We start from the raw sequence: 26,451 nt of genomic DNA on the forward strand, positions 1-26,451 counted from the left end.
TGCTGCAAATATAGTTTAATCTTCAAACTCCGCTTTGAGGATTCGCACGACCTCAGCAACGGTTTCTTCTTCCAAATCGGTACGCTTCACCAAGTCCGCAGGATCCTGTTCCAAAACGCTGCGAGCGGTGTCCAATCCGATCTTTTTGAATTCTTCAATAATCCACTGATCGATTTCGTCCGAGAACTCGGTCAGCTCTACGTCTTCCTCGACTCCTTCGCGGAATACATCAATCTCGTACCCGGTTAGCTGTCCAGCTAAACGGATGTTATGCCCTCCACGACCGATGGCCTTAGAGACTTCTTCTGGCTTCAGATACACCTGAGCCGTCATTTTTTCGTCGTCCAGTTTTACGGAAGAAACTCGCGCAGGACTCAAAGCGCGAGTCACCATCAACTGAGAGTTGTTCGTCCAGTTGATCACATCGATGTTCTCGTTCCCCAATTCGCGAACGATTCCGTGAATACGGGAACCCTTCATACCGACACAGGCTCCAACAGGATCAATACGATCATCGTAGCTATCCACCGCTACTTTGGCCTTTTCTCCAGGAATACGGACGGCTTTTTTAATGGTGATCAAACCGTCAAATACTTCAGGGATTTCCTGAAAGAACAACTGCTCCAAGAATTTAGGCGCTGTTCTCGACATAATGATCGCCGGCTTGTTACCTTTGAGCTCAACGCTTTCGATGATCCCGCGAACATTATCTCCTTTACGGAAGAAATCTGATGGAATCTGCTTGTCTTTCGGCAAAATAATTTCGTTCCCCTCATCGTCCAACAGAATGATGGCCTTGTGACGAATGTGGTGCACCTCCGCAGTGTAGATCTCTCCTTCGAGGTCCTTAAACTGCTTGTATATAGTGGTGTTATCGTGCTCGTGAATCTTAGCGATTAAATTTTGACGCAAGGCCAAAATAGAACGGCGACCCAAATCAATCAACTTCACCTCTTCAGAAACATCCTCCCCTACTTCAAAGTCAGGCTCAATCTTGCGCGCCTCGGTCAATGAAATTTCTTCGTTCGGCTCTTCGACCTGTCCGTCTTCAACAACGATACGGTTTCTCCAGATCTCCAAATCCCCTTTATCGGGGTTAATGATGATATCAAAGTTATCATCCGAACCGAATTTTTTCTTCAGTGCAGCTCTAAATACTTCTTCCAGGATCGCCATTAAGGTTACCCGATCGATGAATTTATCGTCTTTGAACTCTGAGAACGACTCTATGAGTGCCAGATTTTCCATGGTAGTGGATACTTGTTTCTGTTTAAAATTTTAGTTTCACTTGTGCCTTTTCAATTTTATCAAAGGACACGAATTCTCTTTTTTCCACGGTGTGCTTTCCTTTGCCCACCGGTTTGGGTTCACGGGCTTTCCAGTACAACTCGATCCCGTTGTCTTCTACCTTTTCCAGCGTTCCCTCAAAAACGCCGTCTGCGGTTTTGACTTCCAGTTTGCGACCAATATGCTGGGGATACTGTCGAGGTAACTCTAGTGGAGAGGTGGCTCCAACAGAACTTACCTCCAAGGCAAAATCTTGTTCTTCCCGGTCCAGGTTGTGTTCTACCGCGCGACTGATTTCCATACAGTCTTCTAAATTGATCCCCTTGTCTCCGTCGAGCACGACGTGGATTCTATTATCTGCCCCGACGCTGCATTTGATGAGAAAAATATCTGGTCGTTTCTCTAATGCCTGATCGAGCAAGGCTTCTACCCGGTCTTTAAACATCAACCCTATGTATTGAAAGAGGGGACTCGAAGTCCCCTCATGAATATACTTATCCGTTCAGTGCTGCAAAGGTAATCCTTTTCCTGAATTATCAAAAACACACTAATATTGCCGAAAACTTGAAAAGCGGCTATGGCAGAGCAAAAGGAGGTTCTTGAAAATGGGGTTAAACGCACCTGGTGGAAGGAGTGCGTGGTGTATCAAATTTATCCTCGTTCCTTTAAGGACAGTAATGGTGATGGGATCGGTGATTTACGCGGCATCATAGAAAAGCTGGACTACATCAAAAATCTAGGTGCAGACGCCATCTGGATCAGCCCAATTTTTGACTCGCCCAACGACGATAATGGCTACGATATCCGGAACTACCGCACCATCATGGAGGAGTTCGGCACCATGGAAGACTACGACGAATTGATCAGCGAAATGAAAAAACGCGACCTCAAATTCATCGTGGACATGGTCGGAAACCACACCAGCGATGAGCACCAATGGTTTCAAGAAGCGCGTAAATCCAAAGACAACCCTACCGGGATTACTACCACTGGCGCGAGGGCGATGGAGAGAACCCTCCCAATGATTGGATCTCTTGGTTTAGCGGTTCTGCCTGGTCCAAAGACGACGCAACAGGGGAATACTACCTGCATTTGTTTTCGAAAAAGCAGCCGGATTTGAATTGGGAAAACCCCAAACTGCGTCAGGAGATGTATGACATCATGCGCTTTTACCTGGACAAAGGTGCTGCTGGCTTTCGTCTGGACGCCTTTCCTTTTATTTCTAAAAACACCGCCTTCCCGAATTTCCCAGAAAACTTTGATGGAGATTTCGCCAAGGTCTACGCCTCCGGGCCTAACCTCCACAAATACGTTCAAGAAATGCATCAAGAGGTTTTTGTAGGCCGCGACGAGGTATTTTCGATTGGAGAAATCGTCGGTATTGAGGTAGAAGACATTCCTCTTTTAATTGGCGAAGACCGCAAAGAACTGAGTACCGCATTCCATTTCGGGAATGTAGGTGTTGACCGCGACCCCACTAACTGGTGGATCTGGCAAGACTGGAAACTCCCGGACCTCAAGAAACTTTACACCCTCTACGAAGAGGTCTACCACCCGCATTCCTGGAACACCATCTTTTTCTCGAACCATGATAACCCGAGAATGGTTAGTCGTTTCGGAAATGACTCAGATGAATTCCGCGACCTCTCCGCCAAACTCCTTTCCACTCTGCTTTTGACGATGAAAGGGACTCCTTTTATTTACCAAGGGGATGAGCTGGCCATGACCAATTCTCCTTTCAAGAGCGTTCACGAAATGGACGACATCATGACCCGCAATGCGCATCAGGATGAAGTGGTTGAAGGAGGTGCAGATGAAGAGGCTTGGATGACCAATATGTGGCATATTGCTCGTGACCACTCCAGAACCCCCATGCAATGGGACGACTCTGCCCATGGTGGTTTTACGACCGCTGACAACGCCTGGTTTGCCGTCAATAAGAATTTTGATAAGATCAACGCCGCCGAATCCACAGCCAATAAAGACTCTGTTTACCATTACTACCGGGAGTTAATCGCTCTGCGGAAAGAAGAGATGGTATTGGTTTATGGGGACTTTAAAGATCTGGATACGAAACACCTGGAAGTCTTCGCTTATACCAGAACCCTAGGAGAAGAAAAGGTACTGGTCCTGCTCAATTTCAGCGATACGGAAACAACTTACCCACTACCTGAGGGCATGAACATCCAGCAAAAGCTCCAAGGAAATTACAGTTCAGAAGGGTATTCCGGGGTGCTGCAGCCGTGGGAGGCCATTGTTTTTCGAGTCCAATAAATTTTGATTGAAATCAGTCAGGCCTTGCAATTTGCAGAATAAAAAGAGACAACTGATCTTTGCAAAAAAAAGCCATGGAAGTCACCTGCATGACTACTTCTCATATTGAAGAAGAAATCTATTTTTTTCGCAAAAAGCTTCAAAATCACGGCCTCTACAACAACCTGAAAACACTTGAAGACATCAGGATCTTCATGGAATCTCATGTTTACGCCGTTTGGGACTTTATGTCGCTGCTCAAGGCATTACAGAGGGACCTAACCGGGAGCCGTCTGCCTTGGACTCCCCCGAACAACCCTGTTCTAGCCCGCTTCATAAATGAAATTGTTTTGGATGAAGAAAGTGATCTTAATGACCAAGGGGAAGTTCAAAGCCACTTTGAAATGTACCTCGACGCTATGGACGAATTGGGGGCCGACCACAACGGAATTGACGACCTTATTAGCCGTTTACAATCTGGAGACCATTTTACACTCGGCATGATTAATGGTCAAACAGATGAGAGAACCCGAGATTTTGTTGCTTTTACGCTCGATACGGTAGGTAGTCAAAACACAGTGGCTATTGCTGCTGCATTTGCCTTCGGAAGGGAAGAAATCATCCCTGAGATGTTTCTAAAAATTCTGAAATCAGCTGATCCGGAGTCCAAACGGTACACAAAACTGCGTTACTATTTGCAGAGGCACATTGAATTGGATGGTGATCAGCATGGTCCATTGTCCATGAGGATGATCGAAGAAATTTGTGGGACAAATGAAAAAAACTGGATGATCGCATTGGAATCTGCCAAAACATCCATTTCAAAACGAATTGCGCTTTGGGATACAATCAACGAAAAAATTGTTCGCGCTAAAGCTGCAGTCCGAACACACCATCTCATTTAGATCTTTGATTTTGGAGATTTTATAAGGCCCAAAACAACGATTTTAAAAATCATTATTTTGCAGTAAATTACTTACACATCACATAATCTGCCTCTCACAACATCGCCTATACTAATTAAATCATCTTGGAGTTGGTAATATCAAGAGTATCTTAGATATTTCTTTTTTTAGACTAAAAGATGATTCAAAAACTTAAGAAGCTCAAGGGAGAAAAGAATCTTTCTTCATTGATGGCCAATCTAGTTACGGCTGTCCTTGGCCTGATAAGCTTTATGCTTCTTACGCGACAGCTCAGCACTGAAAGATTCGGGGATTGGGTACTCTTTCTCGCTTTGACCAATTTTGCAGATTCCATTCGGTATGGACTAACAAGAACCTCTGTTGTTCGTCTTTTGACCAATGCCGACAAGGAACAAATCAAGCGACTTTTGGGCTCAAGTTTCCGCTTGAGCTGTATTGTACTTATCATTTTTTGGGTTATCCTTTGGCTAACGTGGGGGATATGGGAACACTCTGGCTGGCAAGTGATCAACGGGTATAAACTGTTTTTGATTTGGTATCCTGTCTTTGGTCTCGCAGCATTGGGATGGAAGAATGCCTATGGTTTATTCCAAGCTGAACAAAACTTCAATCGAATGATGCTTGTGCGAGTTTCAAATATTGGACTATTTGTTCTTTTTCTGATAATTAATCTTCTTTGGTTAAAACTTGAAATCACATCCATTATTATTGTTTACATCACAACCAACCTTATTTCTAGTATGTGGTGTACATTCCGAAAATGGGATGGCCTCTTCTATCTCAATCATGCAGACAAAATAACCGAACGTCAACTTTTTCATTTCGGAAAATACTCGATGGGATCGCTTATTGGCTCAAATCTGCTGAAAAGTGCAGATACCTTTATTATCGGATCAAGTACTCTAATGGGACCTGAGGCAATTGCGATGTATGCTATCCCCTTAAAATTAACCGACCTGATCGGAATCCCGTTAAAGAGTTTTTCTATGACCGCCTACCCGCGTCTTTCCAAACAGTTTCTCAAAAACAACATGGAAGAAGTGAAGCATATTTTCTATTCCTACACTGGCGCTGTCACCTTTATTTTAAGCCCATTCATATTGCTTTGTTACCTATTCGCAGACCCTTGGTTTACATTCTTGGTGGAGATGGGTACTTATCGGTAATAGATGAATTGGTTCTGGTATTGAGGATTTTTACTTTATATCTCTTTTTCCTTCCTTTTGATCGCTTTCTTGGGATTCTCTTTGACAGTATTGATCAACCTAAGCTCAACCTATTTAAGGTTTTAGCAATGGCCTCTGCTAATATTGCAATTGATTTGATCGCTGTCCATTATTTCCAGTCCTTGGCGCTTGTTGCGATAGGCACAGTTACATTTACATTGATTGGTATCGGCGTTGGACTCTTTTTAATTAGAGATCATTTACAAATAGATCTAAAAAACCTGGTTGCACAGACCATCTTATTTTTTAAAAATTTCAAAGAACAACTTCCGTAAAATTCACAAGTGGACATACAGGGAAATACCTTTGTAATTCCATAGACCAATAACTAAACTTCGTTCATGAAACGCATCTATCAAGTCTGGAAAATTATTTCGGAAAGAAGACTGAGGGCCCATTACAACAAGCATTACAGTCAAGAAATAAGAAAATATCGCAAGGCTAAGGATAAAAAGAAGAAGTCGGTCATAATCCGTGAAATGAGAACCCTTAAACAATACTGGGGATGCTATCCATTTCAGTACATACGCTATGGTATGTATAGACGAGAATGTACTCAATCCATCGAAGAAATGAAGAATTACATTCCAAACTTTTTCGCTTATTACCTTTTCTTTCCCAAATTTTTTAAGGACTATGGAGTTTTGAGTGAGGATAAGGAACTGACCTTTCAGCTGCTAAAATCCTACAATCTTCCTCAGCCAAAACTTCTGTGGCAATATAAAAATGGGTATTTCTACGATAACGAGAAAAATGAAATTACTAAGGAAAAGGCTTCTTCAGTAATTCAAAATTCCAACGCGCTGAAGATGTTTCTTAAACCGACAAATGGACTCGGCGGAAAGGGAATAAAAGTTCATCAGGCGGACCCCAATGAGGAGCAAAAATACAACGCCAAAAAATCCCGAGAAATAATCGAAAACATGGATAAGGCAACCGATTATATACTCCAAGAGGGACTTACTCAACACGAGGAGCTGAACGCCATCTATCCTAATGCTGTTAATACTTTTAGAGTTATTACAGAGTTTAAAAATGGAAATAGTCGGGTCTTACTTGCCATGCTTCGAATGGGGCAAGGAGGGAGCCATTTGGATAATGCCAGCAAATCAGGATTAGTTTGCCGTATAAACATTGAAACAGGAGAGTTTGATAAACTCATTCACAAAGGGCATGGAATAACCACAGATGCACATCCTGACACAGGATTTAGCTTCAACGGATACGTCTTTCCACATTGGAAAGAAGTCAAAGAACTCGCTGAAAAAGCGGCAGTGAAGTTTGGCCCAATTGGATTTGGTGGTTGGGATATTGCCTATACCAATGAAGGGGCTGCAATCATAGAACTCAATGCTGCACCAGGACTTGAATACCTGCAGGATTGCCATGGAGGAATTCGAGAGGTATTTGGAATTGACAACCCAAAGGACTTTTGGGTAAGCGAAAAGTTTTCCGTTCGGGAATTGTAGTCCTCTATCTGGAATCTTTAACCCTGGTTTTCTCTAAACTAGAGAATATGGCTTTTGCATTATTTTCCCATGTATGAGAACTTGCAAAAGCCCGACGTCGGTCTTCCAAAATCGGAGTGTTTTCTGCCAAGGCACGCTCAATTAAATGCAAGTAATCCTCTGGACTCTCTCCTAAGTAGACATAATCACTAAAATATTCCATTGCTTTAGTCATTGAAGCGACTACTGGTTTTCCCATGGCCAGATACTCATCAATTTTCCTTGGATAATTTCCCATAGTAATTTCCGTGATTCGCTGTGGATTTAAAGCAACATCAAAGCCCTGTATATACCCAGGCAAACTGTCCAGAGGTTGTAATCCTAAGAAATAAACATTGGGATAGTCGTGCAATTCGGATTCTTTAAAAACAGAATCTTCAGGCCCTACTAGCACCAAAGACCAGTCGGGTCTATTTTTAGCAATTTCTATTAATATATCGGGATCTAGACGACCATTACTCAAGAAACCAACATATCCGACAACAGGGCCTGAAATCTTTACCAACACTTCTGGAACATCAATCACCTGGTTGCGATTATCAAAGGCTTTTGTATCACATCCTTGACCGACCATGTAGCAATGACGATTGAATTGCAAACCGTAATCTTGATAGAGATTTGAATTACAAACAACACAATCTGCCTCCGCTATAAGGACAGGTTCTAACCTTTGGCCATGCTTTTTCCAATACCGGTTTCGACTTAGGTAATCCCGCATATAATAGATATAGCTTGAAGGGGACAGAAACTCACGAACATGTTGACCTAAGTGCATTGAACTGTCATTAAAAACAATTACATCACTAAAACCCAATTGATCGATAGCGCTTTGAACCTCAGAGGTAAACCGTTTTGCATTAATACGGTTTAATCTATCGAACAGCTTTTTAAAAGGAATTCTATTGATAGACTCAACTATTTTTTGAGGTTGGTAAGTCCAAAGTCCTGCCTTAATTTGTATTAATGGACTGCTGTCTTTTTTTGTTATTTTTTTTCTTCTTTGGACCCTGGCGGAATGCCTATCGAAAATGGAACTAGACCTGTCTATTGGAGGGTTAACATACAAAACTCTGTGGTGCTCAGAGAATGCAATAGCGATATTCTTGCAGTTACTACCAATTTTAATATCCCAATCTTGAATACCGATAACAACAATATCTCTTTCGTTCATGCTAATGAATTAGAATACGATGGGCCATTCAAAATTGACCTCATTGAAAAGTGGTTAAATAATGTCAACCGAAGATTAAAAGAACTAAAGAATTTTCAAACAACAATGGTTTTACCTTCTATCGCACGGGAAGAACAAACATAATATTGGACTATTCTTGATTTTAGAAGAACGAACTTAAATTAAAAAACCCCCTGAAAATCAGAGGGTTTTTACTGTTGGCCTACTAGGATCGAACCTAGAATGACTGAACCAAAATCAGTAGTGTTGCCAATTACACCATAGGCCATTCCATTATTGAGGGTGCAAATTTAAAACAATACTTCTTTTGACCAAAGTAAATCTTTTAAAAGTACACTAACACTTTTTAAGAAAGTACTAAGCAATCGTTATTGGCCTTTGGGCGTTCTTGCTCTGCATTACAAGAGTATTCTTAAGAAATAATAAGGTTTTGCAAAAAAGGAGCGGTCTGCACGATTATTTAATAAATTCGCCCAACCGAAAATAAACGCGTCTATGGTATTCCAACATTTGTCCTTTGTAAAACAAGCACACTTTGCCGAAGATTACAATAAATGGAATACCCTTTTGGGCTGGTTGAGCTTTTTGATCGCCCTAATCGTCTACTTTATGACGGTTGAACCGACCGGGAGTTTTTGGGACGCCGGTGAATACATCACGACCGCGGCCAAATTGCAAGTGGGTCACCCACCCGGAGCCCCACTTTTACAGATGATCGGTGCCTTTTTCGCCCTTTTTGCCTTCGGGAATGAGCTGAAAATCGCCTTGATGGTCAATTCGGTTTCGGTGGTATCAAGCGCCTTTGCGGTTCTTTTCACTTATTGGATTATCACCAACCTCCTGAAAAAAGTCATTACCAAAGAAGAGGGTGCCCTCGACAACAGCAATGCCCTTGTGCTTTTAGGGAGTGGACTTATCGGAGCATTGGCTTTTACTTTTTCTGACAGTTTTTGGTTCAATGCCGTAGAAACGGAAGTTTATGCCATGGCCAGTTTTATTATGGCCTTACTCTTTTGGTTAGGCCTGAAGTGGACAGACAACCTGGATGACCCTCGAGGTCATCGCTGGCTCCTTCTGATTTGCTTTGTCATCGGCTTGGTCTTTGGAATACAGTTCATGGGCTTCCTGGCCATCCCGTCCATCGGACTCCTTTTCTTTTTCAAAAAATACCCGAAACCGACCTGGAAACAATTCCTCTTGGGGAATTTAGCCGTAGTCGCGGTTCTCTTTTTGGTCTACAAGTTTTCTTTAACTTATGTATTAAAGCTTTTTGGGGCCGGAGAGGTATTCTTCGTCAACCAAGTGGGACTGCCTTTTAACTCAGGAACCATCATCATTGGTCTTTTATTTATCGGCCTGTTCTACTGGGGAATCACCTACACCAAAAAGAACAAACTGCCTTTGGCCAATCTGATTGTTCATTGCTTGCTGTTCCTTTTCTTAGGATTCTCTTCCTGGCTCATGCTTCCGATTCGTGCAAATGCCCAAACCGTAGTAAACGAGAACAACCCGGAAGACGCCCGTTCACTATTGGCCTACTACAACCGGGAACAGTATCCTGGAGTAGAAAGTCCTGTCTACGGGAGCTACTACAGTGACCTCTTTGCAGAACCGGGGAACGATATTGACGATAAACCCAAATACGAAAAAGACCACACCCTGGGCAAATACGTTATCGTCAACCAGTACGAAGACGCCCTTCAGGGTCCAAACCCCGAGCACGTCGCCTACTCCCCCGAATGTGGAGTGATGCCAATGCCGAAAATTACATGCGTTATTACGGACGCCTGGATTACAAAATCAAACCACGTCACCGCATCAGTGCGGGGAACGGAGAACCCATCACCGCTAAAGACTACACGGATCTAATCGATGCCATCCGCCGCTTTGAAGCCATGGACGCCGGTGGGCAAATCGGCACCGAACAGTACATTGACTTCCTCCGTTCTTTTGGAGACTATATCGATGTTCAAAAACCCACCCTGGGTGATAACCTCAGGTACCTCTTCGACTTTCAGTGGGGGTATATGTACGTGCGGTACTTTATGTGGAATTTCGTCGGTAGACAGAACGACGTTCAGGGTCGTTACGACGGCAACGGGAACTGGATCAGTGGAATCAACTTTTTGGATTCGGCCCGCATTGGAAGCCAAGATAACTTGCCAAGCGATGACCTAAACAACAAAGGGCGGAATACGTATTTCTTCCTTCCCTTTATCTTGGGACTCATCGGCATCATCTACCAGGTGGTGCGCAACCCCAAACAATTCTGGATACTCTTGGTCTACTTCCTCTTTACAGGATTAGCCATTCAATTCTACACCAACCCGCCCATCTTCCAGCCAAGGGAGCGTGATTACTCGCTGGTTGGGTCTTTCTTCATCTTCTGCCTGTGGATTGGTATGGGTGCATACGGTTTGTTTGTAGAATTACGTAAACGTTTAAAATTCCAATGGACCGGCCCTGCTGTTCTCGGTTTGACTTTCTTGACGGTTCCTCTACTGATGGCCACACAGAACTGGGATGACCACGATCGTTCCGGAAGACAAACAGCCCGCTCAACGGCCATGGCTTATCTCTCGTCTTGTAAAGAAGACGCCGGGGCCATTTTATTCACTATTGGCGATAACGACACCTTCCCGCTCTGGTACGTTCAGGAGATCGAAAACTTCAGAACGGATGTGCGGGTAGTCAACACCAGTCTTTTTGCTACGGATTGGTACATCGATCAGATGAAGCGACAGGCCTACGAGAGTGCACCCATTCCTTCTCAACTGACTCACGACAAATACCGTTTTGGAACACGGGATGCAATTTACTACCAGGGGCTTCCAGGAATATCCGAAAAGCGCTGGAGCCTGGATGACTTTATGAACTGGGTGAGCAGCGATGATCCGCAAACCAAATTGCGTTTTTGGCTGGAGCGCCGAGGAGCTGACTTGAGCCAATACCCGGAGTCCAACCTCAACATCGTCATTTACCCGACCAACAAGATTCGTGTGCCTGTCAATAAAGAGAATGTTTTAGCCAGCGGCCTGGTCAAAGCGGAAGACGCCGATCTTATCGTCGATTATATCGACATTGATCTTCCAAAAGGTGCCCTTCCCAAAAACCGCATTCTGATGTTGGATATTCTGAAGAACAACGATTGGAAGAGACCGCTTTACTTCTCTGGAGGAAGCTTTGATAAGGCCGAATACATTTGGATGAAGGATTACCTCCAATTGGATGGCTTGGTTTACAAACTGGTACCGATCAAAACCAAGAACGCCAGCGCCTTTGAAATGGGACGCATCGATTCTGATTTGATGTACGAGATCGCAATGGACTGGGAATGGGGGAACTCTTCAGACACCTCCATTTACCACGATACCCAAACCCGTTCCCAAGGGCTTTCTTTCCGCAGTAACCTGGCGCGATTAAGCGAGCAATTAATCCGTGAAGGTAAAATTGAAAAAGCCCGCAACATTATCGAATTGGCTATGGAACAGCTGCCTTTTGAGAGCTATGGCTTTTACGCCTTCCTGGAGCCTTATTTGGATGGCTACTTCAAGGTAGGAGAAACGGAAAAGGCCAAGGAACTCTTCGAAAAACTAAAGAAGGTCTACCAAGAGAGATTGGACTACCGCAGCGGATTAAAGGAAGCGGAAAAAGTGGATCAAATGGAAGATGTCTATGCCGATCTACAAGCCTACCGCCGTGTAGTGGATATTTTATTCGAGAACCAACAGTTGGACTGGGGAACAGAAGAACTCGGGGTTTACAGCCAATACGTGCAGCCTTTCCGCACCTATATGGGCGATGATAATGCAGACTACCTGCTGGAGTCTCCTCTTGAGTTAAAGATGAAAGAGTTAAAGTCAGAAGAAGGCATAATCCTTCCCGACAGCGCTACCCTGGACAGCCTTCAAAAGGCCTTACAAATTTCCGATACAGTACTGAATTAAACGTACTCCTGAAGAATACCCATCAGGGTTTCTGCATCTTGCTCTCCGCTTTGACGCCAAACCATTTCACCCTTTTTGTAGATCATTAGGGTAGGCAATCCTTTGATGCGCAAAGCTTGCGAAAGCTCTTTGTTTTTATCGACATCAATCTTGATGATTTTACCTTGGGCACCTATAGAAACGGCTACTTCTTGTAAAACAGGATGCATGGCCATGCTGGCATCGCTCCACTCCGCGTAAAAGTCAAGCAGAACTGGAACATTTCGATCGATTAATTCCCCAAATTTAGACATGTGCTGGTCTTAGGATTCATTTAAAATTAGCAATTTTTCAATTGGGCTTTTCTCCTGTAAGCGAATCACTTTCAAGAGCATAGTCCCATTAGGCTTCTCCCTTTTTCTTGAGGGTGATTACCGAAATTTCTGGCCAGATGCCCACCCTGCCCGGGTAACCCAAAAAGCCAAAACCGCGGTTTACGTTGATAAAGTGCTTACCCTGTTGGTAAATACCAGCCCATTCTTTGTAGCGGTATTGTACCGGGCTCCACTTGAGTTGAGGGATTTCAATTCCAAATTGAAAACCGTGGGTGTGCCCACTTAAAGTCAAATGAAATTGTTGTGTATGCGTCAATACCTGCTCCCTCCAATGGGAAGGGTCATGGCTCAACAATACTTTAAAACTGTCATTGGTCAAACCTTCAGAAGCCTTGTCCAGGTCTCCTTTCTGAGAGAATCCACCGGTTCCCCAGTTTTCTACCCCCACCAAGGCAAACTCCTCTCCATTGCGTCGGATAAAGCGGTGCTCATTGAGCAAAGGGTCAAAGCCCATATTGCGCTGTTCCGTCAAAAGGTTTTGTAGATTCTTATCCTTCGCCACGGGGTCTTCTCGGAAAGGCCCGTAGTAATCCCCATAATCGTGGTTGCCTAAAATGGAATACTTCCCATCCGGTGCAGTGAGTGTGCTCAGCAAATGACTCCATTCATACACTTCGTCTGCGCGATCATTCACCATATCTCCTGTAAAGACGATCAGATCTCCTTCTTGCTTGTTGACCAAATCGACCCCGTACTTGACGCGCTTATAGTCCGTGGACTTAAGCCAACTTCCAGCATGAATATCCGAGATCTGTACGATTCGATATCCGTCAAAGGATGCCGGTAAATCATCAAATTCCACCTGGTACTTTCGTACCTGGTAATTGTGCTTGCCCTTGTACATACCATATAACAAGCCAGCAAAAGGCACGGTCCCTGTGGCAATCGCCAAGCCACTGATAAATTGGCGACGACTAGGCATATAGCTTTGGTCTTCATCGTCCACCCCAACGATGTGATTCATCATCCAGGCAACTACCCGGTAAATGTCTTCGATCAACATGAATAGGGCCAGGATGGTAATCAGCACCAGAAAGGCCATAAAAACCCCAGCGGAGATGGCCGGCATTCCAGAAAAGGAGTCTCCTGGCTCTCGAGAATAGATAAAATAGGCCAGTGCTGCAGGAGTGCCGAAGAATAAAACGCGGTAAACTGTATGAATCCAAGGATTCTTGATCACGGTCTTTACGGCCTGAAATCCATAAAACCCCAAGACCAGATAAACGGCAATAACAATGATTAATCTGAGATATGCACTATCCACAAAATGTCTTTATATAGTTAACGGCAAACAACAAATTTATTTCTTTCTGCTCAAGAGCCCTAAAATGTTAAGATCATTTAACGATTTCAATTACAGGACGTAAGCTTTCTCGATTTGTTACTCTTACCTGGAATTCCGCCACCAAGTCCCCGGAATTAAACTGTGGAAAAATCCTCTTAGCAACAGGTATTCCTCTATCTTCAAAGGCTGTGCCAGAAAGATGAATCGCTTGAAAACCGGCCGTCTTAAAGGCTACTGAATTGCTTGCCTTGACTCCTCCACCTGGCATCACCACTCCGGAGGTGAAGATTTCTTTCATCCTGCACAAGGTTTCAAAACCTGATTCTACGGAGAGTGCTCCCCCTGAGCTCAGTATAGTGTCTACCGGATATTCTGTAAGCTCAGCTGCGGCCTCTACCGGATTAACCACCCAGTCAATGGCCCGGTGAAAAGTAAAAGACAAGGGCTGCGTTCCTTGCTCCATAAGTCGAATAATTCGCTCCAAACCTTTCAGATCGATTTGGTGCTCCAGGGTTAACCCACCCCAAACAATCCCATGCGCACCAGCGTCCAGGATGGCATGCAACTCCGATTCCATCTGACGCCATTCGGCTGCATTGTAGACAAAAGGTCCGCTTCTGGGTCGCAAGAGAACATGAACAGGCAGATCCACCTCCTGGAGTACTTGCTTAAGACATCCCTGAGAAGGGGTTATTCCTCCTACCGAAAGCTCCGCACAGAGTTCGATTCGATCCGCTCCAGCCTCCTGAGCGCGCAGAGCTGAGTCCAGGCCATTGGCACATACTTCGACAATCATTTGTTTATCTTTAGAAGCTTGAAAAATAACCAATCTATGAACAGAAGACACTTTCTTAAAAAAGGAGGACAAAGTGCCGCCAAAATTGGAACCACTGCTCTACTCCCGGCTAGCCTACTCACCGCCTGTCAGGAAGAAGAAAAGACAAGCGATAGCCCAGCGAACAAACCCGTTGTTATCGCGACCTGGAAGGTTCCAAACGCCACTGAAGCCGCTTGGAAAGTGTTGAGTGCTCAAGGTTCTGCCCTGGATGCGGTAGAGCAAGGCACTAGGGTGGAAGAAGCCGACACCAAGAACCAATCGGTCGGAAAAGGCGGTCGCCCGGACCGGGAGGGCCAAGTAACGTTGGACGCCTGTATCATGGATCACAAGGGAAATTGCGGCGCAGTGCTCTATATGCAAAATGTCACTCACGCCGTTTCCGTTGCTCGCAAGGTAATGGAAGAAACTCCCCACGTGATGTTGGCCGGTGACGGAGCAGAGCAATTTGCTTACGAAAAAGGCTTTCCCAAAGAAAATCTTTTGACTGGGGCGTCCGAAAAAGAGTGGAAACAATGGCTTGAAAAATCGGAATACAGCCCGGTGATCAATATCGAAAACCACGACACCATAGGAATGTTGGCTCTTGACGAGGAAGGGAATTTATCCGGAGCGTGCACAACCAGCGGAATGGCCTACAAGATGGCCGGGCGCATTGGTGACTCCCCCATCATAGGAGCTGGCTTATTTGTCGATAATGAAATCGGAGCGGCTACCGCCACGGGAATGGGTGAGGAAGTGGTCAAAACCGTGGGTAGTTTCTTGGTCGTCGAACTAATGCGACAGGGATACAACCCTCAGGAAGCCTGTGAAGAAGCCATCAACCGCATTGTCAAAAACAACTCCAAATACAAAGATATACAGGTGGGTTATATCGCGCTGAACAAGAAAGGAGAATACGGAGGATATTGCATTCAGAAGGGGTTCAACTACCAGGTTTACCAAAATGAAGGGCACCAAAATATTCCGGGTGCGAGTTACCTCTAAGCCCCCGGGAAGCCACAATAATTTCCTAGTTTTGAAACCGCTCTATTTTTAGGCGCCTAACAGTTCTATGCACATGTCAGCTCCAAAAAGACTCTTCCTACTCGATGCCTACGCCCTCATTTTTCGTGGTTACTATGCCCTGATTCGCAATCCTAGGGTCAATTCCAAAGGCATGGATACCTCCGCCATCTTCGGTTTTACCAACTCGCTTTTTGATGTGATCCGACGCGAAAAACCGGATCACCTGGCCGTTTGTTTTGACAAAGGTGGAAGCACAGAACGCACCGAGCTTTTTGAAGACTATAAAGCCAACCGGGACGAAACGCCTGAAGCCATCAAAATAGCAGTTCCGTACATTCAAGAAATCCTAAAATCCATGCATATTCCCGTGGTAGAATTGGAAGGCATGGAAGCCGATGACATCATTGGCACTCTGGCCAAGCAGGCCGAAAAGGAGGGCTATCAGGTATACATGGTCACCCCGGACAAAGACTTCGGTCAGCTGGTTTCAGAAAACATTTTTATGTACCGTCCCGCACGCATGGGCAATGGCATCGAAATTTGGGGAATACCCGAAATTCAAGCTCGCTTTGGAGTGGAGCGCCCGGAACAAGTGATCGACTACCTCGGGATGATGGGCGATGCCAGTGACAATATTCCCGGCCTACCCGGAGTGGGCGACAAAACAGCCAAAAAATTCATCGCCGAATACGGTAGCTTAGAAGGTCTGCTCGCAAACACCGACAAGCTCAAAGGCAAGATGAAGGAAAAGGTCGAAGAGAATGCCGAGCTCGGAAGGCTTTCCAGAAAGCTCGCCACCATCATTACGGACTGCGATGTCACCTTCAGGGCCGAAGAATTCGAAATGTCTGAACCCGACAAAGAGGGGGTTGGAGTCGTTTTTGAAGAATTGGAGTTCCGCCGACTCAAAGACCAATTCCTCAAGCTGCCCATCCACGGGGAGCATCCCGAAGCAGAGACCGAATCCAATACCACGGCATCACCGGCAAGTCCAAAGATCGCCGGGAGCGGTCAGTTCAACTTGTTTGGTGACGATCCTGCAGCGGCCGCCGCAACCCTAGAAGAGAGTGGAGGAAAGCAAACCTTAGCCAACAGCAGTCACTTTTATCAGTGCCTGGATTCCAAAGCGGCCAAAATGATGTTCCTGGAAGAAATGATGGCTCAGGAATCGGTTTGTTTTGACACCGAAACCACCTCCATTAACCCCTTGGAAGCGGAACTGGTTGGAATTGCTTTCAGTTGGAAAGAAGGCCGTGGATACTACTGGCCCATGCCGGAGGATCGCGGAAAAACGGAACAGGAGCTGGAGCAGCTTAAGCCCTTTTTTGATGCGGAGCAGATCGAAAAGATCGGTCAAAACCTGAAGTACGACGTCAAGGTTTTGCAGAACTACGGGATCGAAATCAAGGGAACTCTTTTTGATACCATGTTGGCCCACTACCTCATCAATCCGGACATGAGGCACAATATGGATATTTTGGCGGAGACCTACCTCAACTACAAACCGCAGTCCATCACCGAGTTGATCGGCAAAAAAGGGAAGAACCAAAAAAGCATGCGGGAGGTGCCCCTGGATCAACAGACCGAATACGCGGTCGAAGATGCCGACATCACCTACCGCCTAGCCCAACACTTTAGGCCTGAGCTCAAAGAAGCAGGTACCTGGGATCTTTTTGCCGACCTGGAAGTACCTCTCCTTAAAGTCTTAGCGGACATGGAACGAAGTGGTATTCGCGTCGATGCGGATTTCTTAAAGAGCCTTTCAGGCAACTTGGAGACCGATATCGAGCAGCTTCAAAACGACATTTACGAACTGGCAGGTACTACCTTCAATATCGCCTCTCCCCGACAACTCGGAGAGATTCTTTTTGATCAAATGAAACTGGTCGAAAAACCCAAAAAGACCAAAACCGGACAGTTCTCGACAGCAGAAGATGTACTTACCCCACTAGCTAAAGACCACAACATCATCCAAAAGGTGCTCGATTTCAGAGGCCTGACCAAACTCAAAAGCACTTATGTAGACGCCCTTCCGCAGGAGATTTCTCCTGTCACAGGCCGAGTACATACCGACTATATGCAAACGGTCGCCGCAACAGGACGTTTGAGTAGCAACAATCCGAATTTGCAGAACATCCCGATCCGGACCGAACGAGGTCGACAAGTCCGAAAAGCCTTTGTGGCCATGGACGACCAATACGTTCTTCTGGCTGCGGATTACTCGCAAATTGAATTGCGGATCATCGCCGCCCTCAGTGAAGAGGACACCATGATTGAGGCCTTTAATCGAGGAGAAGACATTCATGCTGCCACTGCGGCACGGGTTTTCAATGTAGCCCTGGACAAAGTTACCCGGGAACAACGAGCTAACGCCAAGACCGTGAACTTCGGAATTATTTACGGGGTTTCCGCCTTTGGTTTGAGTAACCAAACGGAGCTCAACCGAACCGAGGCCAAAGAACTCATCGACACCTACTACAAGACCTACCCCAAGCTGAGAAGTTATATGCAGAACCAGGTTGATTTTGCACGGGAGAAAGGCTATGTTCAAACCGTTTTAGGCCGTCGCCGCTACCTCAAAGACATCAATGCAGGCAATGCCGTAGTTCGCGGAGCCGCAGAGAGAAATGCCGTCAACGCACCGATTCAGGGAAGTGCAGCCGACATTATTAAAATCGCGATGATCAAAATTCACGAGGCACTAAAAAAAGGCAATTATAAGAGTAAGATGCTCTTACAGGTGCACGATGAATTGGTGTTTGACGCCCACAAAGACGAATTGGAAGAGCTTAAAGAACTCATACGGGAACACATGGAAAACGCGCACGAATTGGCGGTTCCGCTAAAGGTCGATATGGGAGAAGGCCTGAACTGGCTTGAAGCTCACTAACTAGTGAAAAATAAAATGCAAGGCGATCAGACTCATCCCGAGTAACCACCCTAGGCGTTTTACCTGAGTATTACTGGCCGGATCAGGTACTTCGACCTGCCCAAAAGATTGCAGACGAAAACGGGCCCCTATAAAGGCCAGAGAAAGTCCTCCAAAAATCACCCAAAAGGCGCGGAAGAAGTAATTCATATCGGGCATACTCGTTTTGAGAACCACCTGCAACACGATGGTCAGCACAAATGCCGCCAATAAATATTTTTCTTGAGGGCGCAACATAAAAGCAGCGGAACAAATCAGTACCACAATCCCGCAATTGATGTAGTAACGGAGTTCATTGAGGGTATGGGTAAAAGCCGCCTCTGGATTGTTGAATTTCAAATAAAGCAGAACAATCCCCATAAGAGTCCCACTGACAAAAGCGAACAAAATAGCCCGCTTTCCGGCCCCAATCATTTCGTCATCCGAAGCGGAGGGCTTGAGGTATTTCTTAAAGATATCCACCGACCAAAGGGTACCCAAGGAGTTGAATGTACTGTCTACCGTACTCATCAAAGAGGCAAATAGGGCACAGAGTACAAGTCCTTTAAGACCCGTAGGTAAAAAGTGATTGACCAAGTACGGAAAGCTCATATCCGGATCCGCTAAACCCTGATCTCCTAGAATTCCGGCCAAAGCAATCCCGGGAACCACAATGATGACGGCCATGATATACTTCATAAAGCCCCCAACCAGGAGACCTTTTTGGGCTTCCCTTATATTTTTAGCCGCCAGAGACCGCTGAATAACCGTCTGATTCGCGCACCAGTAGTTGATGTTCAAAAAGAAGAGTCCCAGCATATGCGTCCAGGGCAGCTGCTCGTGGGAGGCAGGCAAATGCAGGTGCATCAATTCAGGCGTCTTGGTGTACAAAGCTCCCCATCCCCCGAGTTGTTTTACGGCGGTCAGCAAGACGATCACCCCACCCGTCAACAGAATTAAAAATTGTATGATATCAGTGCGCACAACTGCTGACAAACCTCCAAAATAGGTGTAGACCGCGGAAAAGGTGCCGAGTATAAGGACCAATATTACTATGCGAGTAAAACGGTCCTCCGACAGAAAGCCCAAGAGATCTCCAAAGACCTGATCGGCCGCATAGGCGCCCCAGAAGAGAGCAGCCCCCAGCGTAATGGTCGAAAACAAAAGAATATTCGCCAAGGAATAGGCCAGACCAACCCGTGAACCCAACTTACTGTTAATGAACTGGGTAATCGTTACCACCTTTTCTCGTAAATAGAGCGGAACAAAGACAAAAGCTGCTAAGAGCAGTCCCTGTACAGCATTGATTTCAAGACTGGCCTGAGCCAATCCATAGAGGTAAGCCGAACCCATCATCCCCAGGAACTGATACCCTTGAATGTTGGTCGCAATGGTCGAAAAAGCAATGGAGGGCCAGCGCAAGCCCCGCCCACTTAAAAAGTAATCCTCGCTGCTAACTTTGCCCTTCAAACGACCGGACCAGGCGGCCATAAAGACCACCGCGAAATAGAGAAGTACTATCCAGAGATCCCACTGCATAATCTAAAATCGAGGCGCGTTACCCAGTGGGGTCAAAGGACCTCCAGCTGGAATTTTTTGATAGGCCATCGGCAGAGAAACCGTGTTGAGATACGGCATAACCAAACGGGCAAAATGATCGCACTCTTCCAGATGAGGGTAACCCGAAAAGATAAAGGAGCGAAAGCCCATGTCCTGGTATTCCCTGATTCTTTCTACAATTTGCTGCGGAGACCCAACCAAAGCTGCGCCGCAACCGGATCGGGCTCTTCCTATTCCGGTAAAAAGCAGCTCTTCCGCATAGCCTTCCTGATCCGAAGCTTCTCGAACGGCCTGTTGTCTACTCACGCCTAAAGATTTGGCGTCCAAAGCTCGATTTCTGAGTGCTTCCCCTTCTTCTTCATCCAATTTACTCAACAGGCTTTGGGCATAGTCCCGTGCCTCCGCTTCACTTTCGCGTACCACCACGTGTACCCGAAGTCCATAATCCAGCGTTCGCCCAAAAGCAGCCGCTTTTTCTTGCATAACCTCTAGTTGCGCTTTGAGCTTAGGACGGGTGTCAGGCCACATCAGGTAAACATCACAAAATTCCGCACAGAGTTCCAGGGCAGGCGGTGAATACCCCCCAAAATACAGAAGAGGCCCACCTGATTGAAAGGGTTTGACCGGTTTGGTATCTAGGGATAACTGATAGAACTCCCCTTCGTATTCAATTCGGTCCTGGGTCCAGGCCTGCTTCAGTATTTGGATCACTTCCCGTGATCGCTGATAGCGGGCCTCCGAAGGGAGGTCTTCTCCTGGCAAATTGGAAGAAATAATATTCAGGGTCAGCCTTCCTTCGAGCAGGTGGTCCAAGGTCGCTACTGTTCTGGCCAACATGGCCGGATGAATTTCGCCACAGCGAATGGCGGCCAATAGATTGATGTTTTTGGTCAAAGGAGCCATGGAACTGACAAAGGGCAGGGTGTCTTGTCCTACCTGATAGGAACTGGGACAAAGGATGTTTCGGAAGCCGGCTTGATCAGCCGCCAGAACAACTTTTGAAGTATTGTTCCAGGTGCTTTTGTACTGGGGATCTCTTTCGCCCAGGTACCGATCATCTCCATCACAAATCGGGGCAAACCAAGATACTTCAGCCCCTTTGAGATCGGAAGAGGTAATCCCTTCGTTTCTTTCCATAGAACTCAAAGAAAACAGAAATTCCCTTATTCTGAGTAATTATCGCGCACTTTATCCAAAATCTGCAGAAAGATTTCCCATTGGGATTCATCAATTCCCGCGATGGCCTGGCTGCGAAGTTCCTGGGCAATCGGCTCCAGTTTTTGAACCAATTCAAGCCCCTTTTCGGTCAGTACGAGGTTAAATCGCTTTCGATCCCCTTCAAACCGCTGCTGGGTCAAAAGCTCTTTTTTAACCAAGCCCTGGATTAGACGTGAAGTCGTGGCCTTATTGCGAAAGTTCAGACGGACCAATTCCCGTTGGGGTGCCTCCCCTCCTTTGTTGTGTATCCGTTGCAAAAAGACCCATTGTTCTACGCTGATTTCGACCCCTACTTCCCGGAATCTCTGGGTGTAAGCGAGCTGAATGGTCCGCAAGACCATATCCAAATGGAATCCAATTCCCGAAACCGCGTCGATTGTTTGTAACATATCGACAAAATTACTTATTTTTGTTGCAAATGCAACTATTTGCAACTTTTAACTGAAATTACAACGTTCAACGACTGAAATAAAATAAGCGAAATGGAATCTTCACCACTTACCCAAACAGCGGCAGAGCAAGACATCATGCCGATCAATGGAACCGACTATATCGAACTCTATGTCGGTAATTCCAAACAAGCAGCTCACTTCTACAAGTCGGCTTTTGGTTTTCAATCTTTGGCCTATGCGGGTCTTGAAACAGGATTGACCGACCGAGAAAGTTATGTGGTCGTACAAGACAAGATTCGTCTGATTCTAACCTCTCCTCTGAAAAGTGGAACCGAAATCGGGAAGCACATCGATAAACACGGAGATGGGGTGAAGGTGGTTGCCCTTTGGGTGGACGATGCCACTCAATCTTACGAGACGGCCATGAGCAACGGAGCAACTTCGTATATGGAGCCCGAAACCCATGACGACGACAACGGAAAGGTCGTTCAATCGGGAATTTACACCTATGGTGAAACGGTTCACTTGTTTATCGAGCGTAAAGACTACAACGGTATCTTCTTGCCCGGTTATAAAAAATGGGAAACCCCAGATTTCAATCCGGAATCCGTTGGACTCAAGTATGTAGACCACATGGTCGGAAATGTGGGATGGAACCGCATGAATACCTGGGTAGAGTTCTACGAAAAAGTAATGGGCTTTAAAAACATCCTCAGCTTTGATGACAACGATATTTCGACCGAGTACACCGCCTTGATGAGTAAGGTAATGAGTAACGGAAATGGCCGAATCAAGTTCCCGATCAACGAGCCGGCGGAAGGAAAGAAAAAATCCCAGGTGGAAGAGTACCTTGATTTTTACGAAGGAGAAGGAGTACAACACATCGCCGTGGCCACCGATGACATCATTAGCACGGTACGTCAATTGCGCAGCCGAGGAATTGAATTTCTTCGCGTACCGGACACTTACTACGATGTGGTAACCGATCGTGTTGGAAAAATCGATGAAGACATGGCTCCCTTAAAAGAGTTGGGTATCTTGGTGGACCGAGACGACGAAGGATACTTATTGCAAATTTTCACCCGTCCGATCGAGCCAAGACCAACCATGTTCTTCGAGATCATTCAGCGCAAAGGAGCTCAATCCTTCGGAAAAGGCAACTTTAAGGCTCTCTTTGAAGCCATTGAGCGCGAGCAGGAAGTAAGAGGAACTCTACACTAAAAAAACAGCGCCTATGCCTATGTATCACCGCTTGGGGAAATTTCCTCAAAAGCGCCATACACAGTTCGAAAAGCCAGACGGCAGCTTGTATTACGAGCAACTGTTTGGCACCATCGGATTCGACGGGATGTCTTCCCTCTTGTACCACATTCACCGCCCAACCCAGGTCAAAGAGATTCTGGAAGCGATTGATGTGACCCCGGAAGTCGCTGTCGAAAAAAACATCCACTCGCGTAAACTCATTGGGTTTGACGTGGAAGCCAAGGACGACTTCTTAGAATCCCGCACCCCTTTGATGGTCAATAACGATGTCTACATCGGATTGGCTGCACCACGCAAGTCAATGACGGATTACTTCTACAAGAATACGGACGCCGACGAAATGCTCTTTGTACACAAAGGAGAGGGCGTCCTCAAAACCTTCCTTGGGGAGATTCCTTTTGAGTATGGAGATTACCTGATTATTCCCCGTGGATGATCTACCAGATCGAGTTTAAAACGGAGGAAAACCGTTTGCTTTATGCGGAATCATTCAGCCCGATCTACACCCCAAAGCGCTACCGCAACTGGTTTGGACAACTCCTAGAGCACTCGCCTTTTTGTGAGCGCGATTACAAATTGCCCCAGAACCTGAAGGCGCACGACGAGACTGGAGAGTTTTTGATCAAGGTGAAAAAGCAGGATACCCTTCACCATATGGTGTACGCCACCCATCCTTTTGATGTAGTGGGTTGGGACGGTTACAACTACCCTTATGGCTTCAGCATTCACAACTTTGAACCCATTACCGGTAGAGTACACCAACCACCACCGGTGCACCAGACCTTCGAGACCAATGCTTTTGTGATCTGCTCGTTCTGCCCGCGTTTATACGACTACCACCCCAAGGCAATTCCGGCTCCCTACAACCACAGCAACATCGATTCCGATGAGATGCTCTACTATGTAGACGGCGACTTTATGAGCCGTACGGGGATTGATCAAGGCTATATTTCGTTGCACCCTGCGGGAATTCCTCACGGACCTCACCCAGGCACCTATGAAGCCAGTATTGGCAAAAAGGGAACCGAAGAATTAGCCGTTATGATCGACACCTTCAAACCCTTGAAGTTGACCAAACAAGCCCTCGCTATTGACGACGGCAATTACTACCAATCCTGGTTGGACCACTAACAAAACAAAATGATTCTAAATATTCCTGCTGATTCTCATTTCAGCATCCACAACCTCCCTTATGGAATTTTCTCTACCCAAGAGCGCGATGCTCGTCCAGGAGTTGCCATAGGAGAATACATTATTGACCTCAAGGCGCTCGCAGCAAAAGGTGTTTTTGATTTTGACACCTCCGTTTTTGACTCCAGCGTCCTGAATGACTTTATCGCTTTGGGCAAAGAAGTCACCAATCCGGTTCGCGAAGAGTTGCAAAAATGGCTTCGAGATCCTCAGTCGGTCTTGGCCCAAAACCAAGACGAAATTCTGGTTCCGCAAAAGGAAGCCCAAATGCACCTTCCGTTGCACATCGGTGACTACACGGATTTCTATTCCAGTATCGAGCACGCGACCAACGTCGGTAAAATGTTTCGCGATCCAGAAAACGCCCTTCTTCCCAACTGGAAGCATATTCCAGTAGGCTATCACGGTCGGGCTTCTTCCATAGTTGTGAGCGGTACGCCAGTGCGCCGCCCGATGGGTCAGGTCCTGCCAAAAGACGCGAAGGCTCCTGTTTTTCAAGCCTCTTCCCGATTGGATTTTGAATTGGAAATGGCCTTTGTTACGGGTAAACCGAATGAGCTCGGCACCTCCATCACCACCGATGCCGCCGAAGACCATATTTTCGGAATGATGCTCTTTAACGACTGGTCGGCTCGCGATATTCAGAAATGGGAATACGTACCACTTGGACCTTTCTTAGCGAAGAATTTTGCCTCCTCTGTATCTCCTTGGGTGGTCACTCTGGAAGCCCTTGACCCTTTTCGTGTTGACGGGCCTGTTCAGGATCCAGCGGTCCTGCCCTATTTGGAATACAGCGGAAAAAAGAACTACGATATCCAACTGGAAGTGAGTATTGCACCTTCAGGCAGCCTCCCAAAAACGGTTTGCCGTTCCAACTACCAATACATGTATTGGAACATGGCGCAACAGTTGGCTCACCATACGGTGAACGGATGCAATATTCAGGTCGGTGATCTTTTGGCCTCAGGTACTATTTCTGGGAAGACCGAGGACTCTTTTGGATCCATGTTGGAATTGGCTTGGTCCGGCACCAAACCGATCGATATGCCGGATGGATCAACCCGCACCTTTATACAGGATGGCGATGTGGTCAGCATGACCGGATGGGCGCAAAAAGGCGATATCCGTGTCGGCTTTGGAGAAGTCAGTGCCGAAATCCTACCCGCTAACAGCTCATTTTAAGACCGTATGTCGACCCGCAGTCTTTCTCCTGAGCAATTATCCCAAGCAGAATTACACGGATATTTGCTTTCGGCCGTGGCTCCTAGGCCCATTTGCTTTGCCAGTACCATCAGTGCAAAAGGTGAAGTGAATCTAAGCCCCTACAGCTTCTTCAACGTCTTCAGTTCCAATCCACCGGTGATGATCTTTTCTCCCGCGAGAAGGGGTCGAGACAATACGGTCAAGCACAGCTACGAGAATGTAAAAGAAGTGGCCGAAGTCACCATCAACGTCGTCAACTATCCCATGGTGGAACAGATGTCCTTGGCCAGTACGGAATATGCAAGAGGGGTCAATGAATTCGAAAAAGCAGGCTTTACTCAGGTGGAATCTGATCTGATCAAACCCCCGCGAGTAGGGGAAGCTCCTGTGAGTTTTGAGTGCCGGGTAACCGAAGTCATCGAATTGGGTGATGGACCGGGCGCAGGAAACTTGGTATTGGCCGAGGTGCTCAAAATCCATCTGCAAGAAGAGTACCTGGACCAGGACGGACGCTTAGACACCCGCGTCTTGGATTTGGTGGGCCGAATGGGCGGCAGCTGGTACACCCGTGCTTCAGGAGATTCTCTTTTCGAAATCCCGAAGCCCTTGCGAACCCTGGGTATTGGGGTAGACTCCTTACCCGAAAGCGCTAGAAACAGTACCATTCTGACCGGAAACGAATTGGGTCGACTCGGGAATTCTGAAGTCATGCCTGCCTTCGAAGAACAAGAGCGCTTAGCCGCTGAAGAAAAGTGGGCAGCACTGGCGGGTATTGAGGACGCTCACCGCAGCGTATCAAATTACCTGACTGCACAAGAAAATGAAAAAGCCCTGGCTCTGTTGTTTTGGGCCGCGAAAAACCACTAGACACCCCC

Annotated in this window: 18 protein-coding genes and 3 pseudogenes; 12 read left to right on the plus strand and 9 right to left on the minus strand. The window is 46.3% G+C overall.

Annotated elements, in window-relative coordinates; all coding sequences use genetic code 11:
* Positions 1-15: 15 nt before the first annotated feature.
* Together nusA and rimP are read right to left on the minus strand one after the other, a co-directional pair.
* Entirely contained in the window at positions 16-1,248 is a 1,233-nt protein-coding gene (gene nusA, locus BST99_RS09055) for a transcription termination factor NusA (protein WP_105001516.1), read from the minus strand.
* A 22-nt stretch (positions 1,249-1,270) separates the two neighbouring features.
* Positions 1,271-1,732, minus strand: a complete 462-nt coding sequence (gene rimP / locus BST99_RS09060; protein ID WP_105001517.1) for a ribosome assembly cofactor RimP — start codon at positions 1,730-1,732, stop codon at positions 1,271-1,273.
* A 132-nt stretch (positions 1,733-1,864) separates the two neighbouring features.
* On the opposite strand from rimP, the pseudogene BST99_RS15165 reads away from it, so the two are divergent.
* The 5 genes and pseudogenes from BST99_RS15165 to BST99_RS09085 all read left to right on the plus strand — a co-directional run bounded on the left by BST99_RS15165 (position 1,865) and on the right by BST99_RS09085 (position 7,161).
* A pseudogene (locus BST99_RS15165) lies at positions 1,865-3,561 on the plus strand (glycoside hydrolase family 13 protein).
* A gap of 74 nt (positions 3,562-3,635) precedes the next feature.
* Positions 3,636-4,445, plus strand: a complete 810-nt coding sequence (locus BST99_RS09070) for a DUF3050 domain-containing protein (protein ID WP_245916227.1) — start codon at positions 3,636-3,638, stop codon at positions 4,443-4,445.
* A 230-nt stretch (positions 4,446-4,675) separates the two neighbouring features.
* Complete coding sequence (locus BST99_RS09075) at positions 4,676-5,632, plus strand: oligosaccharide flippase family protein (RefSeq protein WP_245916295.1); 957 nt, start codon at positions 4,676-4,678, stop codon at positions 5,630-5,632.
* Positions 5,593-5,967, plus strand: coding sequence for a polysaccharide biosynthesis C-terminal domain-containing protein (locus tag BST99_RS09080; RefSeq protein WP_105001519.1), 375 nt, complete (start codon positions 5,593-5,595; stop codon positions 5,965-5,967). Before BST99_RS09075 ends, BST99_RS09080 begins: the two co-directional genes overlap by 40 nt.
* Before the next feature lie 66 nt (positions 5,968-6,033).
* The gene (locus BST99_RS09085) at positions 6,034-7,161 is read left to right on the plus strand and encodes a sugar-transfer associated ATP-grasp domain-containing protein (protein WP_105001520.1); all 1,128 of its coding nucleotides are present in this window, start codon (positions 6,034-6,036) and stop codon (positions 7,159-7,161) included.
* Positions 7,162-7,165: 4 nt separating this feature from the next.
* Here BST99_RS09085 and BST99_RS09090 read toward each other — a convergent pair whose 3' ends face one another.
* Positions 7,166-8,371: a glycosyltransferase gene (locus tag BST99_RS09090; RefSeq protein WP_105001521.1), complete on the minus strand. Its 1,206-nt coding sequence runs from the start codon at positions 8,369-8,371 to the stop codon at positions 7,166-7,168.
* Positions 8,372-8,887: 516 nt separating this feature from the next.
* On the opposite strand from BST99_RS09090, the pseudogene BST99_RS15110 reads away from it, so the two are divergent.
* Positions 8,888-12,339, plus strand: a pseudogene (locus tag BST99_RS15110) (glycosyltransferase family 117 protein).
* Here BST99_RS15110 and BST99_RS09105 read toward each other — a convergent pair.
* The 3 genes from BST99_RS09105 to BST99_RS09115 all read right to left on the minus strand — a co-directional run bounded on the left by BST99_RS09105 (position 12,336) and on the right by BST99_RS09115 (position 14,794).
* Positions 12,336-12,632, minus strand: coding sequence for a thioredoxin family protein (locus BST99_RS09105; RefSeq protein ID WP_105001522.1), 297 nt, complete (start codon positions 12,630-12,632; stop codon positions 12,336-12,338). The pseudogene BST99_RS15110 and the gene BST99_RS09105 overlap by 4 nt on opposite strands.
* Before the next feature lie 88 nt (positions 12,633-12,720).
* Positions 12,721-13,977, minus strand: coding sequence for a metallophosphoesterase (locus tag BST99_RS09110; RefSeq protein ID WP_105001523.1), 1,257 nt, complete (start codon positions 13,975-13,977; stop codon positions 12,721-12,723).
* 73 nt (positions 13,978-14,050) lie between these two features.
* On the minus strand, positions 14,051-14,794 hold the full coding sequence (locus BST99_RS09115; RefSeq protein ID WP_146106254.1) for a copper homeostasis protein CutC: 744 nt from the start codon (positions 14,792-14,794) through the stop codon (positions 14,051-14,053).
* A gap of 36 nt (positions 14,795-14,830) precedes the next feature.
* Here BST99_RS09115 and BST99_RS09120 point away from each other — a divergent pair, with 36 nt between their 5' ends.
* Complete coding sequence (locus BST99_RS09120) at positions 14,831-15,820, plus strand: isoaspartyl peptidase/L-asparaginase family protein (RefSeq protein ID WP_105001525.1); 990 nt, start codon at positions 14,831-14,833, stop codon at positions 15,818-15,820.
* Between the two features lie 73 nt (positions 15,821-15,893).
* Positions 15,894-18,731, plus strand: coding sequence for a DNA polymerase I (gene polA, locus BST99_RS09125; RefSeq protein ID WP_105001526.1), 2,838 nt, complete (start codon positions 15,894-15,896; stop codon positions 18,729-18,731).
* On the opposite strand, the gene BST99_RS09130 is transcribed toward polA, so the two are convergent.
* From BST99_RS09130 to BST99_RS09140, 3 genes are read right to left on the minus strand one after another with little or no spacing between them, the layout of a single operon-like run.
* Positions 18,732-20,288, minus strand: a complete 1,557-nt coding sequence (locus BST99_RS09130; protein WP_105001527.1) for an SLC5 family protein — start codon at positions 20,286-20,288, stop codon at positions 18,732-18,734. It lies immediately after the preceding gene.
* Between the two features lie 3 nt (positions 20,289-20,291).
* Positions 20,292-21,446, minus strand: coding sequence for an LLM class flavin-dependent oxidoreductase (locus tag BST99_RS09135; RefSeq protein WP_105001528.1), 1,155 nt, complete (start codon positions 21,444-21,446; stop codon positions 20,292-20,294).
* A gap of 26 nt (positions 21,447-21,472) precedes the next feature.
* A complete protein-coding gene (locus BST99_RS09140) occupies positions 21,473-21,916 on the minus strand; it encodes a MarR family winged helix-turn-helix transcriptional regulator (protein ID WP_105001529.1) in 444 nt (147 codons plus the stop codon).
* A 93-nt stretch (positions 21,917-22,009) separates the two neighbouring features.
* On the opposite strand from BST99_RS09140, the gene hppD reads away from it, so the two are divergent.
* The 4 genes and pseudogenes from hppD to BST99_RS09160 all read left to right on the plus strand — a co-directional run bounded on the left by hppD (position 22,010) and on the right by BST99_RS09160 (position 26,443).
* The gene (gene hppD / locus BST99_RS09145; RefSeq protein WP_105001530.1) at positions 22,010-23,140 is read left to right on the plus strand and encodes a 4-hydroxyphenylpyruvate dioxygenase; all 1,131 of its coding nucleotides are present in this window, start codon (positions 22,010-22,012) and stop codon (positions 23,138-23,140) included.
* A gap of 13 nt (positions 23,141-23,153) precedes the next feature.
* Positions 23,154-24,313: pseudogene (locus BST99_RS09150) on the plus strand (homogentisate 1,2-dioxygenase).
* Between the two features lie 9 nt (positions 24,314-24,322).
* A complete protein-coding gene (gene fahA / locus BST99_RS09155; RefSeq protein WP_105001531.1) occupies positions 24,323-25,555 on the plus strand; it encodes a fumarylacetoacetase in 1,233 nt (410 codons plus the stop codon).
* Positions 25,556-25,561: 6 nt separating this feature from the next.
* Positions 25,562-26,443, plus strand: a complete 882-nt coding sequence (locus tag BST99_RS09160; protein ID WP_105001532.1) for a flavin reductase family protein — start codon at positions 25,562-25,564, stop codon at positions 26,441-26,443.
* The last annotated feature ends 8 nt before the right edge of the window (positions 26,444-26,451 follow it).

Origin of the sequence: Aureicoccus marinus (assembly GCF_002954325.1) — a bacterium.
Taxonomy (GTDB): Bacteria; Bacteroidota; Bacteroidia; order Flavobacteriales; family Flavobacteriaceae; genus Aureicoccus; species Aureicoccus marinus.